The organism is Actinoalloteichus hoggarensis (assembly GCF_002234535.1).
Taxonomy (GTDB): domain Bacteria; phylum Actinomycetota; class Actinomycetes; order Mycobacteriales; family Pseudonocardiaceae; genus Actinoalloteichus_A; species Actinoalloteichus_A hoggarensis.
The window spans coordinates 5,004,166-5,021,215 of the sequence record NZ_CP022521.1 but is presented as its reverse complement, the minus strand read 5'-3'; the positions used below and the strand labels follow the sequence as shown (position 1 = coordinate 5,021,215).

Here is a 17,050-nt window from a genome sequence, read left to right as displayed (position 1 = left end):
TCGGGCGCCCGCGTGCGTTCCCTCGGATCAGAACAGTCCGGCTCGGTACTTCTTGTGCACCGCCTGCTTGCTGACTCCGAGTGCGGCCGCGATCTCCGCCCAGGTGCGCCCGGCGACTCTGGCCCGCCGTACCTCCACGGCTTCCAGCCGTTCCAGTTCCTGCCTGGCCTGTGCCGTCGCCGCCAGCGCCTCCAGCGGGTCGTCCTCGCCTGCCTGGCGCAACAGCGACGCGATCCGATCGAGGTCCATGGGGTCAATATATTTTGACGGGCCGGCCTTGTCGATCGCCCGGCCCGGTCGGCGGTCTCGATTCGGTCGCCCTGACCCGGCCGCCGGGAGCGCGGGCGGGGCTCGCCGGCCTCGCCGCATCTCATATCGGACGCCTCACCTCGGCCGTCACGCTTCCGCCTGCCGGGCCGTCGCGCTTCCGCCATCGCGGCTCGTGGTCTCGGCCGGAGCGAGCGCGGACCGCCGCCGCGGCGAGCAGCGGGCGTGGAGGCCGCCGTCGACGCGCGGCCCGCGGCCCGTGTGCCTGCCGTCTCAGTCGGTCCGCGCCGCCTGCGCGTCGGCCAGCCTCTCCCGCGCCTCGGCGAGGTCCTCCGCGGTCGGGGCGTCGTCCTGCGTGCGGGCGAGCCGCCAGTGTCCGGTGAACTCGACGGACCGCCTCGGCAGCCCGCGTTCGGTGACGAGGTGCCTGCGCAGTGCCCGCACCTCGCTCGCCTCGCAGGCCAGCCAGGCGAGCAGTCGACCGGCGGGCAGCTCGGCGCCTCGGATCGCGTCGAGCAGCAGCCCGCTTCGGCCCGGCGGGACGTCGCCTCGGTGCAGCCAGTGCACCGTCACCGCGCCGAGGGTGTCGAATCGCTGCTCCTCGGCCGCGTCGGCGACCTCGACATACGCGACGGCGCGGGTGCCTTCGGGCAGTGACTCGAGCAGGGAGCCGATCGCGGGCAGGGCCGTCTCGTCGCCCGCCAGCAGCACCGCGTCGGCCTCGGCGAGGGCCGTGCGCAGTGGGATCGGCCGGGCGAAGTCGGCCGAGGGGCCGAACATGGCCAGTGCATCGCCCGGCCGCGCGGACCGCGCCCAGCGGGTGGCGGGCCCCGCGTGCTCGTGCAGGACGAAGTCGACGTCCACCCGACGGCGCTCCGGATGGTGGGCGCGCAGCGTGTAGCTGCGCTGCCAGGGCTGCTCGTCCCCGGGGATGGCGGTGAACTCCTGGTACCAGCGGACGAAGTCCCCGTCGGCGCCCGAGGCCGGCAGCCGGGGCGCGGTCTGGCCGGGCCTGGGGAAGTACAGCTTCACCTGCTGGTCGGGCTCGACGGGGCCGAGGTCGGCGAGGTCGTCGCCGCCGAAGGTGACGCGCACCAGCCGAGGGGTGATTCGTCGCACGTCTGTGACGTGGACATGGCGGATCGGCAGTGCTGTCACGTGATGCCTCCAGTGCTTCGGGGGTCTGAGGTCGCGTGGGCGCCCGCGAGCGCCGTCCGGTCGGCTCGGCGGGGTGATGCCTGCTCGGTGGCTCCACGACGTCGACCGCTGTGCGGCGGACGCCGGACTCTGCTGGTCACCGGGAGGAGTGACTTCCGGACACGACCCATGGCTTTATGCTGTAAAGAGATGCCGGGCGAAGATTACTTTATGCTGTAAGGAGTCGCAAGTGGTGTTCTACGCCGGACAGGGCGACGCCCGTCGCTCGATGGCGCTGCTGTGGCGAACCGACGCCCAGCCGTCGCCGAGGACGGGACCGGGGCCGAAGCCCGCGTTGAGCGTCGACGCGATCGTGGACGCGGCGATCGCCGTCGCCGACGCCGAGGGGATGCAGGCGCTGTCGATGCGCTCGGTCGGGAATCGACTCGGCCGCACGGCCATGGCGCTCTACACCTATGTGCCCAACAAGAGCGAACTGGTCGACCTGATGTACGACCGGGTGCTCGCCGAGCTGTTCACCGGCCCGGTGCCGGACCCGGCGGACGTCGGTTGGCGATCCGCCGTCGTCGACTGGGTCGACGAGCTCCTGGCCTGCCTCGTCCGCCACTCCTGGGCCCTGCGGGTCTCGCAGGCGCGGCCGGTGCTCGGGCCGAACGAGTACCGCGTGCTGGAGACACTGCTGCGCGGCCTGGCCCCGACCGGCCTCGGCGCCCGCGAGCTGCAGGGGATCGTGGCGACGCTGTTCCACTTCGTCCGGGGTTCGGCGAACACGATCGCCGAGGCTCGGCAGGCGCCTGCGGCGACCGGGGTGTCCGACGAGGACTGGTGGCGCGATCGCTCGACGCTGCTGCCCGAGTTCGCCCCCGACTTCGCCGAGCGCTTCCCCGCGCTCGCCGCGTTCCAGGCCGCGAGCGCACGGGAGGCGGGGGCGTCGGGACCGGTGGCCGGCCCGGGCGCCGGGGACATGCCGTACCTGGAGGCCGAGGCGCGCGTGAGCGTCGAGACCGGGCTCGCCGTCCTGCTCGACGGCATCGAGGCGACGATGCGGCGGGCGGGGACCGTCGCGACCTGACGACCCGTGACGCCCGGGTGATCCGTCGCCGAAGACCCGTCGACGGCGTCGCCGGAGGGTGGTCGAGCGGGGCGGGGGCGTGCTCGCGGTGTCTCGGTGTTCGCCGGGACGGCGGCCGCCGCCGGTCGCCGTCTTCGGTCGGGCGCTGTCCTGCTCGTTCGTCTCCTGCCGAGAGTCTCGGCATCGCGGTTCCCGGTGATCGCGCGCGTAGGATGTAAGGCCCGGGCGGTGTAGGGAGACCGAGCGGTATGAGCGCACCCGAGGGCGCCGCGGACGCCGTGCCCGGTCCGCCGCTGCCGTCCCTGCTCACCGGGGTCAAGGACCGGACGTCGCGACTCCTTCACGAGCGCATGGCCGACGAGGGTTTCGGGGACCTCCGCTACAAGCACGGCGAGATCTTCCGGCTCATCGACGACGAGGGGAGCAGGCTCACCGACCTCGCCGACCGGTCGGGAGTCACCAAACAGGGCGTCGGTGAGATGATCGGTGAGCTCGAACAGCTCGGCTGTCTCGAGCGGGTTCCCGCTCCGGACGACCGACGCGCGAAGATCATCCGACTCACCGCGCGGGGCAGGGCGGGTCGGCTCGCCGCCGCTCGCATCCTCGGCGACATCGAACGGGACTGGGTACTTCGATTCGGCCGGGATCGGGTCATCGCGCTACGGCACGTGTTGGAGGGAGTCGTCAGCGAGTCGTAGCGGCGGCGTGGTCCCCGTCCCTCCCGGTGTGGCGTCGCACCCACCGGTCGAAGTGACCGCCGCGGGATGGTCCGGCGCCGTCTGCTGATCCCCGTGGTGGCGCCCTGGCGGCCTACCTCCGCTGGACCGCCACGGTGCCGGACGGGATCAGCTCGTCGATCGCGCAGCTGTCCTGCCCGGACTCCCCCGTGTTCCCGGCGGAGCTGCGCGGCCGGGAGGCCGTTCATATTCGCATCGCCCACTCCGCGGACGACCTCGCCGACGCCGACCGGCTGGTCGCCCCGCTGCGGGCACTGGGCCCGGCCGACGACACCCTCCGCGAACTGCCCTTCACCGAGGCGGGCTCCATCTACGGCGATCCGCCGTTCCCCGGCTCCATCGAGGCGGGCACCGCCCTGCTCGGCGACCTGGACGCCGACGCCGTGCACGCGATCCTCGGGGCGGTGCCGCCGCACACAGTGGTACCGCACCTGTTCGAGCTGCGTCACCTGGGCGGGCGGCTCGCGCACCCGCCCGCCTGCGGCAACGCGGTGGGCAACCGGGACGCGCGCTTCCTGTTCAACGTGGTCTCCCGCCGGGAACGCGCGGACATCGCCGACATCCGGCCCGCCCACCGGCGCGTCTTCGACGCGGTCGCGCCGTGGAGCACCGGCGGCAGGCTGCGCAACTTCATGAACGGGGAGAACGCGGGCAGCGAGGTGCCCTCCGCCCACGACCCGGCGGCCTCTCGGCGACTCGCCGAGATCAAGGCCGTCTACGGCCCGAAGAACGTCTTCCGGCTCGATCACGACATTCCGCCCGCCGTGTCCGCGGTCGTCGACGCCTGCTGAGCGCTTCCGCGTCTGGGCGATGGACAGGACGCCCCGCAGGCACGTCGGCCTGCCGAATCGCCGCCGCAGCGGGGACAGGCGCAGCGGGCAGGCGCGGTTTCGCGGCTCCTGAGGTCGGATATCTGGTCGAGCGGCCTGTCTTCTGCGCTCGTGTCATGAGCAGGCTTCCTGACTAAAGTCGGCGTCTGTCGAGCGATCCAGCCGGTGTTCTCCCTCTTGCGTTCCGACCCTGCCGGTGTCCGCCGAACCGTCGCCGAGGCCGGCAGGCCACGTCCCCGCTGCCGTCAAGTCGCCGACGGCACCGAGGCGACCGGCCGGAGCCGGGCACCAGGTTCGGCTCGGTGCGGAGGCCGGCGGGCTCTCGTGCCCCGACTCAGTCGGCGGACACCGGCCGGAGTCGCAGCACCGGGAGGTCCACCGGCGGACGGCCGGGAGCCGACGGGTCGACGGCGTCGACGTCCGCGCGCCGGGCGGTGACCGACGTCGCCTCTCGATCTCCGGGGTGCGGGCGCTCGACCGTCGCGGGCTCGTCGTGATCAGCCTCGGGGGAGGCCAGGACCCGCAGCGAGCCGGGGCCGCCCGCGTCGACGGGGCTCAGCGGTCGCCCGGCGGCCCCCTGCTCGCCTCGGCGGCGGGCGGCTCGGGGGCGGGTGTCGGCGGCGCGTCGGGGCGCGCGGGCCTGCTCCGGGGTCGGATACGTCTCGCCCGCCCAGACATGCGGCGGGTCGGCCAGCACGACCAGTCCGACGTCGGGAGGCACCGGGCCGATCAGCGAGGCCGTCGTCTCCACCGGGGTCAGCTCACCCGGCGCGGGTTCGGCCTGCGGGCGCCGGGCGGGCAGCGTGTGGAACAGGAACTCGACCTGCTCGCGCCACTCGGCGGCCTCGGCGGCCTGCTCGACGGGGCCGGGCTGCCGTCCGACGCGGGCGGCGGGGGAGGAGCCCGCGGCGTCGCCCGCCAGCCTGCGGTGCGGTCGGATCGCGGGCACCACGGAGTCCGGCTCGCCGGTCCGGCGGGACAGCCACAGCGTCCGGCCCGCCGTACGCAGCCCCGCGTACACCGCCAGCAGGTCGCAGTCCTCGGGCGACCCGACGAAGTCCGCGTCCCGCCGGGCGCCGAGCCGCGCGACGATCCAGTCCGTCTCCAAGGGCAGCACGGGCTCCGCGAGCAGGACGGCGGCCTGTCTGCGGGTCGCCGCGTCGGCGTGGCCGCGGCGCAGCGGCCAGTGTGGGAAGAGCGGGCGCGGCCACACGTAGGGCAGGCCCGCCTCGGCCTCCGGGAACACCGGGCGGTAGTGCTCCGGGTCCTTGCCGACCAGCGCGGAGCGGTGCGAGACATGCAGCGCGGGCATGCCCAGCCAGGGCGGGAGCATGCCGGACTCGGCCAGCCGCCACTGCTCGTCGCGTACGCCGCCGGTGAATCTGAGCAGCTGCGGCAGCACGGTGTCCCGCCCGCCGAGCGACCGCCAGTGCTCACAGACCGTGACGCCGTAGCAGACCAGTGCCCTGGTGAAGCCCCGCCACATCGCGACCGCCGGGTGGTGCTTCCAGCCGTAGCCCGGCCAGGTCAGGGCCCGCAGGATCTGGAGCACCTCGACACGCTGCCTGCCGAGCCGTCGCGTGTCCAGCACGGCGGCGCAGTCGTCGAAGTCCACACACGGCAGGAAGGTCTGCACGGCGGCGGGGTTCCCGCCTTCGAGCCTGTCCACGCCCCCGCCGGCCGTCGGCTTGTGTTCGCGCTGGTCATCGGGGGCCCGAGGGTCGGCGGCGCCAGGGCTGTCGGTGCCGGGGAGTCATCGGGCCGAGGGGACGTCGCTGCCCGGAGAGCCGTCGGGGCCGGCCTCGGCGGCAGGCGGGCGGCCCGGGGTCGGGCCGGTGGTGACGTCGGATGCGCGGGCGGTCCGCACGGCTGGACCGGCCGGCGGGCACCGCGGTCTCGGCGACGGAATCGGCCGATCAGGTTTAGCCACCGCATCGGGTGAGGACTCTTCAAGGACGAACCCGGAGAGGCAGGTGCCTGCGGTCATGCTGAACATCTTCGTCATCGGGCTCGACGAGGAGAACCACGACGTGCTGCGTGCGGTTCCCTCCGCCGAGCGATACCGGTTTCACCCGCTGCTGTGCATCGAGGAGTTGCAGCACGGTGAGATCCCCGTCGCGGACCTGCTCGCGAGGGCGGAGCGCGTCCTGACCGAGTTCGACGGCTCGATCGACGCGATCGTCGGGTTCTGGGACTTCCCCGTGAGCACCATGGTCCCCATCCTCGCCAGGCGTTTCGGCACGCGCGGCGCCGACCTCACCTCGGTGCTCAAGTGCGAGCACAAGTACTGGAGCAGGCTGGAGCAGCAGAAGGTCATCGACGAGCATCCGCGTTTCGCCCTGGTCTCGCCCTCGGACGACCGTCCGCCCGCCGAGCTGCGATATCCGATGTGGTTGAAGCCGGTGAAGTCCTTCTCCTCCGAACTCGCCTTCAAGGTCGACGACGACGCAGAGTTCCGGCAGGCCGTGGAGCGGATCGGCCGGGGCATCGGCCGGGTGGGCGAACCCTTCGAGCACATCCTCGCGCAGGTGTCGCTGCCGCCGGAGATCGCCGCCGTCGGGGGCCGGGCGATCCTGGCGGAGGAGGCGCTGCGCGGGGTGCAGGTGGCGGTGGAGGGTTACGGGTGCGGCGGCGACGTCGTGATCTACGGGACGCTGGACTCCGTCGACTACCCCGACAGCTCCTGCTTCCTGCGGCACCAGTACCCGTCGCAGCTGCCCGACTCGGTGCAGCGGCGACTGGCCGACATCTCCACGCGGGTGATGCGGCACATCGGCCTGGACAACGCGACCTTCAGCATCGAGTACTTCTACGATCCCGACACGGACGAGATCGGCCTGTTGGAGATCAACAGTAGGCACTCGCAGTCGCATGCCGTCCTCTTCGACCACGTCGACGGGGCGCCCAACCATCACTGCATGCTGGCGTTGGCCCTCGGGGAGGATCCTCGGCTGCCTCGCGGCCTCGGCGAGTACGGCATCGCCGCGAAGTGGTACCACCGCCGGTTCGCCGACGGGGTCCTCCGCCGCGGCCCCACGCGCGAGGAGCTGGACCGCGTCGAACAGGAGATCCCCGGCGTCGTCGTGCGGCCGACGGCGGTGGAGGGGGCGCGGCTGTCCGAGCAGGTCGGCCAGGACAGCTACAGCTTCACCCTCGCCGAGATCGTCGTCGGAGCGCGGGACGAGGCGGAGCTGGTCGACAAGTACGAGCGCTGTGTCGCGGCGCTGACCTTCGAGTTCGACGAGGCCGCCCAGGTCGCCGAGGTCCAGGAGACGATCACGGGCTGCGAGACGGGCCTGATTCGAGAGACGGCGCAGGAACAGGAAGGCGTTGAACGCTGATGCGGACGGTCACCTCACTGCCGGCCACGGTCATGCTCGACGACCACGTCTGGATTCCGATGTCGGACGGGGCAAGGCTCTCCGGCCGGGTCTGGCGGCCGACGTCCTCCGACGGCGATCCGGTCCCCGCGATCCTGGAGTACATCCCCTACCGGCATCGCGATCTGACGGCGTTGCGTGACTCCGTCAACCATCCTTACATCGCCGGTCACGGCTACGCCTGCGTCCGGGTCGACATCCGGGGCACCGGCGACTCCGACGGCGTGCTCCTCGACGAGTATCTGGAACAGGAGCAGCGGGACGCCGAGGACGTCCTGGCGTGGCTGTCCGAGCAGCCGTGGTGTGACGGGCAGACCGGGATGATGGGCATCTCCTGGGGCGGTTTCGCCGCGCTCCAGGTGGCGGCGCGGCGGCCCCCGAGCCTGCGGGCCGTGGTCATCGCCAGCTTCACCGACGACCGCTACGGCGATGACATGCACTACATGGGCGGGTGCATGCTCTCGGATAATCTCGCCGAGTCGTCCACGATGTTCGCCTATGCCACCTGTCCGCCCGACCCGGCCGTGGTCGGCGACCGGTGGCGGGACATGTGGCAGGAACGCCTGGACAACAGCGGCCCCTGGGTGGCGCGGTGGTTGGAGCATCAGCGTCGGGACGACTACTGGCGGCATGCGTCGGTGTGCGGCGACTATTCGGCCGTGCGATGCCCGGTCTTCGCGGTGTGCGGCTGGGCCGACGGCTACTCGAACGCGGTGTTCCGCATGCTGGAGAACCTCGACGTGCCGAGAAAGGGACTCATCGGCCCCTGGTCGCACAAGTATCCGCACCTCGGCGAGCCGGGGCCGGCGATCGGCTTCCTCCAGGAGGTGGTGTGCTGGTGGGACCACTGGATGAAGCACGATGCCGAGCGGAACGACGACCTCGACTGTGCCGGGCTGCCCGGCGAGCCGATGCTGCGGACGTGGATGCAGGACAGCGTGCCGCCGTCGACGGCCTATGAGGAGCGACCCGGCCGATGGGTCGGCGAGCCGTCCTGGCCGTCGCCGCACGTTCGACGGGAACGGTACCTGTTGGCGCCGCATCGCATCCTCTCGGCCGACTCGGAGGCCGAGGAACACGAGTTGACGGTGCAGTCGCCGTTGTCGGTCGGCCAGTTCGCCGGCAAGTGGTGCTCCTACAACGCACCGCCCGACCTGCCGTACGACCAGCGAGAGGAGGACGGCGGGTCGCTGGTGTTCGACAGCGACGTGCTCCAGGAGGCCTGCGAGATCCTCGGCGCCCCGGTCGCGGAGCTGGACGTCACGGCGACGCGGCCGGTGGCCATGATCGCGGCCCGGCTCTCGGACGTGGCGCCGGACGGCAGCGCCACGCGCGTCACCTACGGGCTGTTGAACCTGACCCACCGCGACGGGCACGACGAGCCGACGCCGTTGGAACCGGGCAGGCGTTATCGGGTGTCGATCTCACTCAACGGTGTCGCGCAGTCGTTCCCGCCGGGGCACCGCATCCGCCTGTCGCTGTCCACCTCGTACTGGCCGCTCGCCTGGCCGCCGCCGGAGCCCGCGCTGCTGCGGCTGCACACCGGGTCCAGCGGGCTGCTGCTGCCGGTGCGGCCGATCGCCGAGCCGGACGGCGTGTCGCCGCGGCCCTTCGACCAGCCGGAGGGCGCTCCGCCGATCGACACCACCAGTCTGCGGCCCGCGGATCAGCGATGGACCGTCTCGCGTGACCTCGTGACCTACCGTTCGGCCCTGGAGGTCGTGAAGGACATCGGGGTCGTCCACTTCGAGGGCATCGACCTCGACGTGGGCAAGCGTGCCTTCGAGCGCTACGAGTGGCTGGCCGACGACTTCTCCTCGGTGCGCGGTGAGACCGAGTGGACGATGGAGTTCAGCCGGGGCGACTGGCACGTGCGGATCGTCACGCGAACGATCCTCACCTGCACGCCGGACGACTTCCGGGTGCACGCCCGGCTCGACGGCTATGAGGGCGACGAACGGGTCTTCTCGCGGAACTGGCAGCACGTGGTGCCCCGGGATCTGGTGTGAGCGACGACCGATGTCCGCTCCGGCGCCCGCGGACAGTCGGTCGGCAGGCAGATCGGGGCGTCGCGGGTCGTGAGCAGTCGCGTCGAGGGCTCCAGCGGCGCGGACGGGCAGGGCGCCGGGACCGTCCGGGTGCCTCGGTGCGCGGGCGCACCCGACAGGAGGGGCGCCTCCCGGCCGTCGTGGGCCGCGGCGGCCGGCGCGGTGGTGTACGGCGCGGCGACGTCGGAGTCGGCGACCTGCCGCAGGCAGGGGACACCGGGGTGTCCGTCGTCGGCCGCGGACACGCCGGGCAGGGTCACGTCGAGCCGAGGCCTGACCGCACATCCACAGGCCTCGGCGTCTGACCCGGCGGCGCGAGGCGAGGCGCGGTCAGCCCCGGTCGCGCGGCGTCCGACGCGCGGCCGCAGCCACAGGACGACCGCGCCGGTGGCCGCGCCCACCGGGGCCAGCCCCAGCGGAAGGTAACGCAGGACGTACGGGTCGATCGGCGCGCCGGCGGCCGAGCGGGCGACGGCGTCCACCAGTCCGGCGAGCAGCAGACCGGCGAGGAAGCCGACGAACAGGCCGATCAGGACGGTCAGGGCCGTTCTCACTGGCGTGCCTTCCCTTCTGGCGGCGACGGACCTCGGTCAGGCCTCGGCGACCGCCGGTGCGAATCCGGCGAACACCTCGCGGTACGCCGGGTCCCGTTCGATCAGCTCCGCGTGTGGTCCGTGTGTGACCAGAACACCCTCGTCGAGAACGGCCACGGTGTCGAACAGGTCCAGGCATTCGGCTCGATGGGTCACGACGATCGTCGTCCGGCCCCGTCGGGAGGCCAGCACGGCCGCGAGCACGGCGTCGGCCGCCGACGGATCGAGTCCCTCCGTCGGCTCGTCGAGCAGCAGCAGCGGTGGATCGGCCAACAGCGCACGGGTCAACAGCAGCCGTTGCCGCTGGCCGCCGGACAGCCCGTGTCCGCCTTCGCCGACGACGGTGTCCCAGCCTTCGGGCAGGGCGTGGATCACCGGAAGCAGCCCGGCCCGCGCCGCGGCGGACTCCAACGCCGCCTGATCGGCGTCCGGGCGAGCCAGCAGCAGGTTCGCGCGCACCGTCGTGTGGAAGACGTGCGCGTCCTGGGTCATCGATCGCGACTTCGGGGCCGTGACGGAGCCCTCCGTCGGGGCGCGGTGACCCGCGAGGACGTCGAGGAGGGTGCTCTTGCCCGCTCCGCTGGCCCCGACCACGGCCGTCGAGGAACCCGGTTCGACGTGCAGGTCCAGGCCCGCCAGCGCGTGCCGCGTGCCGCCCGGATACCTCGCCCACAGCCCGGCGACCGCCACCCCCGACGAGGGCGGCGCGGCGGGCCGCGACGGCGCCGCGGCGGGCGTCCGCAGCAACGCGGCGACTCGTCGGGTCGACGGCAGCAGCTCGACGAACCGGTGCGCGGCGTCGACCAGCGGGCCGAACATCTCGAAGGCGGCCAGGGTCGTCAGGGCGAGCACCGCGACCAGCACCTCGTCCGCGCCGGATCGCAGCGCCACGAAAGCGACCAGCACGGTCGTGGCACCCTGCGCGAGCAGGCCCGCGGCGCTCGCCGTCGTCGTCACCGCCGCCGCCCGCCGTTCCAGCGCGGCCACCCGCGCCAGCCGGCGGTCGGCTTCGGCGTCCGCCCGGTCGGTCGCGCCGAAGGCGGCCAACTCCCGCGCGCCGTCGACGAGGTCCAGGGCGTGCTCGGCCAGCGCGGCGCGTGCCCTGGCCACCCGGGCGCCCGCGCGGCGCAGCGCCGACGCGGCGCAGAGCGGGATGACGATCCCCGCCAGCACCAGTCCCGCCGTCAGCGGCCACGCGGCCGCGGGCAGCAGCACGAGGAACACCACGATCGAGCCGCCGCCGACCGCCGCCGCGGAGATCGCCGGGAGGAGTACCCGCAGCAGCAGATCCTGTACGCCGTCCACATCGGCGACCATGGTGGTCAGCGCGTCACCGTCCCGACGACCGGCTCCGCGCACCACGGCCTGGTAGACGCGGGAGCGCAGTCGGGCCACCGCCCGCAGCGCCACGTCGTGACCGGCCAGCCGCTCCACGTAGCGGAATCCGCCCCGGAAGATCGCGAACGCGCGGACCGCGACGATGACGGTTCCCAGCGCGGCCAGCGGCGGCTGCTCGGCGGCCCGGGTGATGAGCCAGGCCGCCGTCCCGGTCAGCGCCACCGCGCAGACCTCGGCGACGATTCCCGCCGCCGCGGCGAACAGCAGTCGCCAGGAGCGGGCGGCACGCAGGATCTCGATCACGGGCGGGCCTCCGCTCGGTCGGGTCGTCCGAGGCCGCTGTTCTTCGGAACCGGGCCGCACCCGGCCGGGCCGGGTGCGGCGGGGTCGGTCTCGGGGTGGTCCGCTCCGGGCGGTTCGGCTGCGGCCGGGTCGATCTCGGGCGGGTCCGCTCCGAGCGGGCCGGTCCCGCGCCGGTCGGCCTTGACGGCGTCTCGCTCGGTCCCCGCGCAGGCGACCGACTCTTCCGCGCCGCCCGGCCCGTCGCCGCCCTGTCCGTCGACTTCTCGTCCGCCGCTGCGCTGCTCATTGCCGCCCTGGCCCGCGCTACCCGGCTCGTTGCCGTCTTGCTCGACATCGCTCGGCTCGTTGCCGTCTTGTTCGACATCGCTCGGCTCGTTGCTGCCGTGCCCGACACCGCCCGGCCCGCTGCCGCCCGGCCCGACACCGCCTCGCCCGACACCGCCTCGCCCGACACCGCCAGGCCCGACGCGGGGGCCCTGCCGTGCCGGGCGAGGCCCGCCGTCGGCGATGCGGCCGTTCGCCACCGTGACGACCCGATCGGCGATGCCCGCCATCGCGGGTCGGTGCGCGACGAGCAGCGCCGTGCGATCGGTGAGCAGTCGGTCGGTCGCCGTGACCACCGCCGCCTCGCTGCGCAGGTCGAGTCGCGCGGTCGGCTCGTCCGCCAGCACGACCGGCGCGGCGCGCAGGAACGCCCGCGCCAGCGCGATCCGCTGCCGTTGACCGGCCGAGACGCCCGCGCCCCGCTCGCCGAGCACGGTGTCGTATCCGTCGGGCAGCGCCTCGATGAACTCGGCGGCCTCGGCGGTGGCCGCCGCCGCCCGGACTCGGTCCTCCCCGGCGTCGGGACTTCCGAGCCGGATGTTGTCGGCCACGGAGGTGGCGAACAGGTGCGGCTGCTGCGGCGTCCAGGCGATGCGGTCCCGCCAACGGGGGAGGTCCAGTTCGGCCAGGTCCACCCCGTCGATCGACACTCGTCCCTCGTCGGGCCTCACGAAGCCCAGCAGCAGGTGCAGCAGGGTGGACTTGCCCGCGCCGCTGGGGCCCACGAGCGCCAGCCGTTCACCGGGGGCGATCGTCAACGACACCCGGTCCAGGGCGGGTCGCTCGCGGCCGGGGAATCGCACGGTGACGTCGTCGAGCCTGATCTCCGGCGGGACGGGGCGGCTCCGAGCGCCGGGGTCCGCCGGAGTGTCTCGCGGGTCCGCGCCGGCCGGGTGGCTCGCAGGCCGGGCGGCCCGCGTCGCGGTCCGCGCGGGCCGGGGCGAGGCCGTGTTCGACGTGGTCGGGGCGGCGTGGTTCCGGGCACCGGTCGGCGCGCTGCGATGCGCAGGCCCGCCGCCGGGCACGCCTGATCCGGCCCGGCCCGCGTCGTCGAGCCGGCCCGCGTCGACGACCGCGCCCGCCTCGGACCGATCCGCCTGCCGTGAGGGTTCGACGGCGTCGTCGAATCCGACGGCCCGACCGCCGCCGCTCGCGCCGTGCACGACTCCGCCGCTCGTCGTCCCACCGGGTGCGGCCCCGCCGCTCCGGCCGCCTGCGTCCGTCGCCCGGTCGGCGCCCCGTCGTGCCCGCCGACGTCGGCCGGCCGCCGCGCCGGTCGGCACCGCGCCGGCCGGGCTCGACTCGGCCCCGACCCGGCCGGCCGGCCCGGTCTCCCGGGTGGACGGTTCGGCGAGGATGGTCCGCACCTCCTCGGCCACCGTGACCCCCTCCGCCGCGGCGTGGAAACGGGTGCCGAGCGCTCGTACCGGCGACAGGGCCTCCGGGGTGAGCAGCAGCACCACCAGCGCGGGCGCCAGGTCGACGTCGCCCGCGATGAGGCGGAGTCCGATCGGCACGGCCACCAGCGCGACCGTGATCGAGCAGACCAGCTCCAGGACCAGCGAGGAGAGGAACGCCACCCGCAGCGTGCCCATCGTCGCCCGGCGGTGGCCCTCGGCCATGTCGCGGATCACCCCGGCCTGGTGATCGGTGCGGCCGAAGACGCGCAGCGTGGACAGGCCCGCCAGGACGTCGCGGAAGTGGCCGCCCAGCCGCGCCAGCTCCCGCCAGCGATGGTCGGTCAGCTCCCTGGTGCGCAGGCCGATCAACGCGCCGAAGATCGGAATCAGCGGCAGCGCGGCCACCACGATCGCCGCCGAGATCCAGTCGGCGACGCCGATCCGGATCAGTACCAGCGGCGGTACGACGATCGCCGTGACGACCTGGGGAAGATAGCCGCTCAGGTACGGGTCCAGCGCCGCGAGACCCTGCGTGAGCAGGGTGCTGAACTCCCCGCCCCTCGGCCGGGAGTCCGCCCGCCGCATCAGCCTGCCGCCGAGGTCCTGGCGGACCGCGATGCTCGCGCGCCGCGCAGCCGCGCCGAAAGTCCGCGTCACCAGCGCGCGCAGCGCGACGGCGCCGACGAGCCAGGGCAGCAGTGCCGCGTCCAGCCCGGCGATCACCCTGGCCAGCAGTTCGGCCTGCGCGATGATCAGCAGGGCCTGGGCGAGGGCGTACAGCGCCCACCTGCCGCGCTCGCGGCGCGGCATCAGGTCGTCCGGCCGGGTCCTCACAGGTAGGAGGGCCTGTCCACCCGGTGGCGGAACAGCCACCACACCCAGGCCTGCGCGCCGACCAGCAGGGGCGTCAGGACGAGCAGGACCGGCACCAGGAACGCCAGGGTGGCGGCGTCGGCGGCGGACTCGGCCAGCGGGAGACGCCAGCCGACGGCCAGCACCGCCACCGTCATGGCCGCCGAGGTCAGGACGAAGGTCCGCACCTCGCCGGATTCGCCGGACAGCCTGCGCGCCCGCTCGCGCTGGGTGCCCGCCAGCCGCAGGGCGGCGAAGGCGAGCCCGTGCAGGGCGAACAACGCGGCGATGCCGACGGCGGCCAGCATCGCGCCCGCGCCGGCGACCGGGCGGTCGGTGATGCCGGCCAGCAGTCCCGCGAACGTCCAGCCCCAGCTCAGTGCGATCGTCCAGCTGCCGCCGACGATCGCCCCGTCGCAGAGCGCCCACCAGACGCGTCCGGTCTCCCTGCCGCGCAGCCACAGGCCCATGTCCCGGATCACCCAGCCCGCGAGCAGGGCGACGAACACCGGGAAGAGACTGCTGAGCAGCGCGCCCTCCAGGATGGGGAAGCCGCCGATCAGGATTCCGGCGGTGGCGACGAGCCAGACCTCGTTGCCGAGGAAGAACGGCGCGATGGCCGCGATGCCCACCCGTCGTTCCGCGGCGTCCCGCCCGAGGAAGGGCAGCAGCATCCCCACGCCGATGTCGGCGCCGCCGAGGATGAAGTAGCCGACGGCGAAGAAGCCGAGGGCCGCGATGGCGATGATCTCCATAACCAGCTCTGCTTTCAGAAGGTCGCGGTCGGAGCGGGCTCGGGACGGGTCTCGGCCTCGGGCCTGCCGAGGGCGACCTCGTCCGGACCGCGGGCGGCCTGCCGGGCCAGCAGCCAGTAGTTGACGAGGATCAGCACCCCGAACAGCACCGAGAAGGTGATCAGCGACGCGAGCATCGCGCCGGACGACACGGGGGAGACGGCGTCCTCGACGCGCAGCAGCCCGGTCACCACCCAGGGCTGCCTGCCCATCTCCCGGAACACCCAGCCCGCGATCATCGCGATGAAGGGCATCGGGATGGCCGCGATCAGCAGCAGGTGCCACAGCCGGAACCGCAGGACGACCGGCCGGAACCACATCAGCAGGAAGCTCGCTCCCGAGAGCATCAGCATGAGGCCGAACACGCCGAGCATGGTGATGGCGCCGCCCTGCACCCACGCCACCGGCGGCAGGTAGTCGCCGGGGCCGAACTGGGCGACCATCTCGGCCTGGAGCCGGTCCATCTCGGCGTGGTCTCGGGTGTAGGCCGCGATCTTCATCGGCTGCGACTCGCCCGTGGGGCCGAACTGGAAGCCGCCGACCGATGCCGTGAACATCAGCGCGGGCAAGCTGGTGGCGACGCCGATCCGCAGCGACCGGCGGAAGAACTCCTGCTCGGGCGTGCGTCGGAACAGGTGGAACGCGCTGATCCCGGCCATGAAGAAGCTCGCGGTCACCAGCGCCCCGCCCAGGATGTGCCAGAAGGGCAGGATCGTGCTGTGGTTGGTCAGCAGCGCGCCGAGGTCGGTCAGCACCAGGGTGTCGCCGTCGACCCGATAGCCGACGGGGTTCTGGAGGAAGCCGTTGGAGACCAGGATCCAGTAGGCCGACGCATAGGCGGTCAGGGTGACGATCCAGATCAACGCCAGATGCGCCCAGCGGTTCAGCCGATGCCAGCCGAAGATCCAGAGGCCGAGGAAGGTGGATTCGATGAAGAAGGCCACCAGCGTCTCCATGGCCAGGCTCGCGCCGAACACGTTGCCCGCGAAGTGGGTGAGCCCGCTCCAGCTCATGCCGAACTGGAACTCCATCACCAGGCCGGTGACGATGCCGACCGCGTAGTTGATGACGTAGAGCTGGCCCCAGAACCGCGTCATCCTGGCGTGCACCTCGCTGCGCGAGAACGTCGCCCTGGTCTGGATGCACGCGACGATCGTCGCCAGCCCGAGGGTCAGCGCGACGAACAGGAAGTGCGCGCCAGCGGTGAGTGCGAACTGCAGGCGCGCGAGTTCGAGGGTCTCGGCATTCACCCGTTGAGGATCGTCGTGGCGTTCGGTCGCTGTCGTCACCCGCCGGCGGGCACCGGTCGTACTCCTGTGGGAGTACGACCCCGGAGACCCTGACTACTCCGGATGACCTACCCCGAGGGGCGGCTCAGGGTGGCCCCGGAACGACGGCGGGGCGCCGAGCGGTCTTGGGGGCATTCGTCGGCGGGGGTCGAAGAGCTGCTGACGTGTGGCGCGCCGCGGTGGCCGTCGACCGGGCGGGCCGCCGGTGCGCATCGTCGGCGGCATCCGCCGAGGCCCGGGCCGTCGCGGCGCGGCGGGCGCGTGCTTCCCTGTTCCGCACCACGGCATGGGCGGCGGACCGCCGCGGCGGGCGGACCGCCGCGGCAGGCAGGCCCGTGCTTCGGCGTTCCGTTCGCCGAGAGCGGCCGAGGCTGATCAGTCGATGCGGTCGTTCCGGCTCCGGGGACGGGTCCGCGCGGTCCCGGGCTGATTGAGGGCGCCGGTTACCTCGGAGGGCGGCGTGCGAGCCCGTACAACCGAGGCCTGCGCAATCGGAGCCCCTACGGCCGAGCCCGTACACCTAGGAGCCTGCACACCGGAGCCCGTACAGCCCGACCCCGTACACCGAGGGCTCGCAGCCCGTACGTCGCGAAGCCGCACGGCACGAGCCGCACACCGGAAGCTCGCCCACTTGGTGCCCCCGCACGGGAGCCCGTACACGGCGA

General features: G+C 73.3%; 13 protein-coding genes. 5 read left to right on the top strand and 8 right to left on the bottom strand.

Annotated features, from left to right (window positions below; translation table 11 throughout):
• Window positions 1-27: 27 nt before the first annotated feature.
• On the bottom strand, window positions 28-249 hold the full coding sequence (locus AHOG_RS21400; protein WP_093942943.1) for a hypothetical protein: 222 nt from the start codon (window positions 247-249) through the stop codon (window positions 28-30).
• 291 nt (window positions 250-540) lie between these two features.
• Window positions 541-1,425 carry a siderophore-interacting protein gene (locus AHOG_RS21395; RefSeq protein WP_093942942.1) on the bottom strand — a complete coding sequence of 295 codons (885 nt, stop codon included), beginning with the start codon at window positions 1,423-1,425 and terminating at the stop codon, window positions 541-543.
• Window positions 1,426-1,654: 229 nt separating this feature from the next.
• On the opposite strand from AHOG_RS21395, the gene AHOG_RS21390 reads away from it, so the two are divergent.
• The 3 genes from AHOG_RS21390 (at window position 1,655) to AHOG_RS21380 (ending at window position 4,025) form a co-directional block, all read left to right on the top strand.
• Window positions 1,655-2,497, top strand: a complete 843-nt coding sequence (locus AHOG_RS21390) for a TetR/AcrR family transcriptional regulator C-terminal domain-containing protein (RefSeq protein ID WP_093942941.1) — start codon at window positions 1,655-1,657, stop codon at window positions 2,495-2,497.
• 248 nt (window positions 2,498-2,745) lie between these two features.
• On the top strand, window positions 2,746-3,195 hold the full coding sequence (locus tag AHOG_RS21385) for a MarR family winged helix-turn-helix transcriptional regulator (protein ID WP_093942940.1): 450 nt from the start codon (window positions 2,746-2,748) through the stop codon (window positions 3,193-3,195).
• 134 nt (window positions 3,196-3,329) lie between these two features.
• On the top strand, window positions 3,330-4,025 hold the full coding sequence (locus AHOG_RS21380; RefSeq protein ID WP_093942939.1) for an FAD-binding oxidoreductase: 696 nt from the start codon (window positions 3,330-3,332) through the stop codon (window positions 4,023-4,025).
• 373 nt (window positions 4,026-4,398) lie between these two features.
• Here the strand turns inward: AHOG_RS21380 and AHOG_RS29595 are convergent, their stop codons facing one another.
• Window positions 4,399-5,733, bottom strand: coding sequence for an MSMEG_6728 family protein (locus AHOG_RS29595; RefSeq protein WP_245856365.1), 1,335 nt, complete (start codon window positions 5,731-5,733; stop codon window positions 4,399-4,401).
• A 316-nt stretch (window positions 5,734-6,049) separates the two neighbouring features.
• Between AHOG_RS29595 and AHOG_RS21370 the strand changes: the two genes are divergently transcribed.
• Entirely contained in the window at window positions 6,050-7,405 is a 1,356-nt protein-coding gene (locus AHOG_RS21370; RefSeq protein WP_093942938.1) for an ATP-grasp domain-containing protein, read from the top strand.
• Window positions 7,405-9,453 (top strand): CocE/NonD family hydrolase, encoded by a 2,049-nt coding sequence (locus AHOG_RS21365; RefSeq protein WP_093942937.1) that lies wholly within the window; start codon window positions 7,405-7,407, stop codon window positions 9,451-9,453. The genes AHOG_RS21370 and AHOG_RS21365 overlap by 1 nt, the downstream gene beginning before the upstream one ends.
• Here AHOG_RS21365 and AHOG_RS21360 read toward each other — a convergent pair.
• From AHOG_RS21360 to AHOG_RS21340, 5 genes are read right to left on the bottom strand one after another with little or no spacing between them, the layout of a single operon-like run.
• The gene (locus AHOG_RS21360) at window positions 9,387-10,046 is read right to left on the bottom strand and encodes a DUF5957 family protein (protein WP_093942936.1); all 660 of its coding nucleotides are present in this window, start codon (window positions 10,044-10,046) and stop codon (window positions 9,387-9,389) included. The two genes, AHOG_RS21365 and AHOG_RS21360, sit on opposite strands and share 67 nt — an antisense overlap.
• Window positions 10,047-10,082: 36 nt before the next feature.
• Window positions 10,083-11,726: a thiol reductant ABC exporter subunit CydC gene (gene cydC, locus AHOG_RS21355; protein ID WP_157736967.1), complete on the bottom strand. Its 1,644-nt coding sequence runs from the start codon at window positions 11,724-11,726 to the stop codon at window positions 10,083-10,085.
• The gene (locus AHOG_RS21350; RefSeq protein ID WP_157736966.1) at window positions 11,723-14,260 is read right to left on the bottom strand and encodes an ATP-binding cassette domain-containing protein; all 2,538 of its coding nucleotides are present in this window, start codon (window positions 14,258-14,260) and stop codon (window positions 11,723-11,725) included. The genes cydC and AHOG_RS21350 overlap by 4 nt, the downstream gene beginning before the upstream one ends.
• Before the next feature lie 20 nt (window positions 14,261-14,280).
• Complete coding sequence (locus AHOG_RS21345) at window positions 14,281-15,057, bottom strand: cytochrome d ubiquinol oxidase subunit II (RefSeq protein WP_093942933.1); 777 nt, start codon at window positions 15,055-15,057, stop codon at window positions 14,281-14,283.
• A gap of 14 nt (window positions 15,058-15,071) precedes the next feature.
• On the bottom strand, window positions 15,072-16,346 hold the full coding sequence (locus AHOG_RS21340) for a cytochrome ubiquinol oxidase subunit I (protein ID WP_093942932.1): 1,275 nt from the start codon (window positions 16,344-16,346) through the stop codon (window positions 15,072-15,074).
• Window positions 16,347-17,050 lie beyond the last annotated feature (704 nt).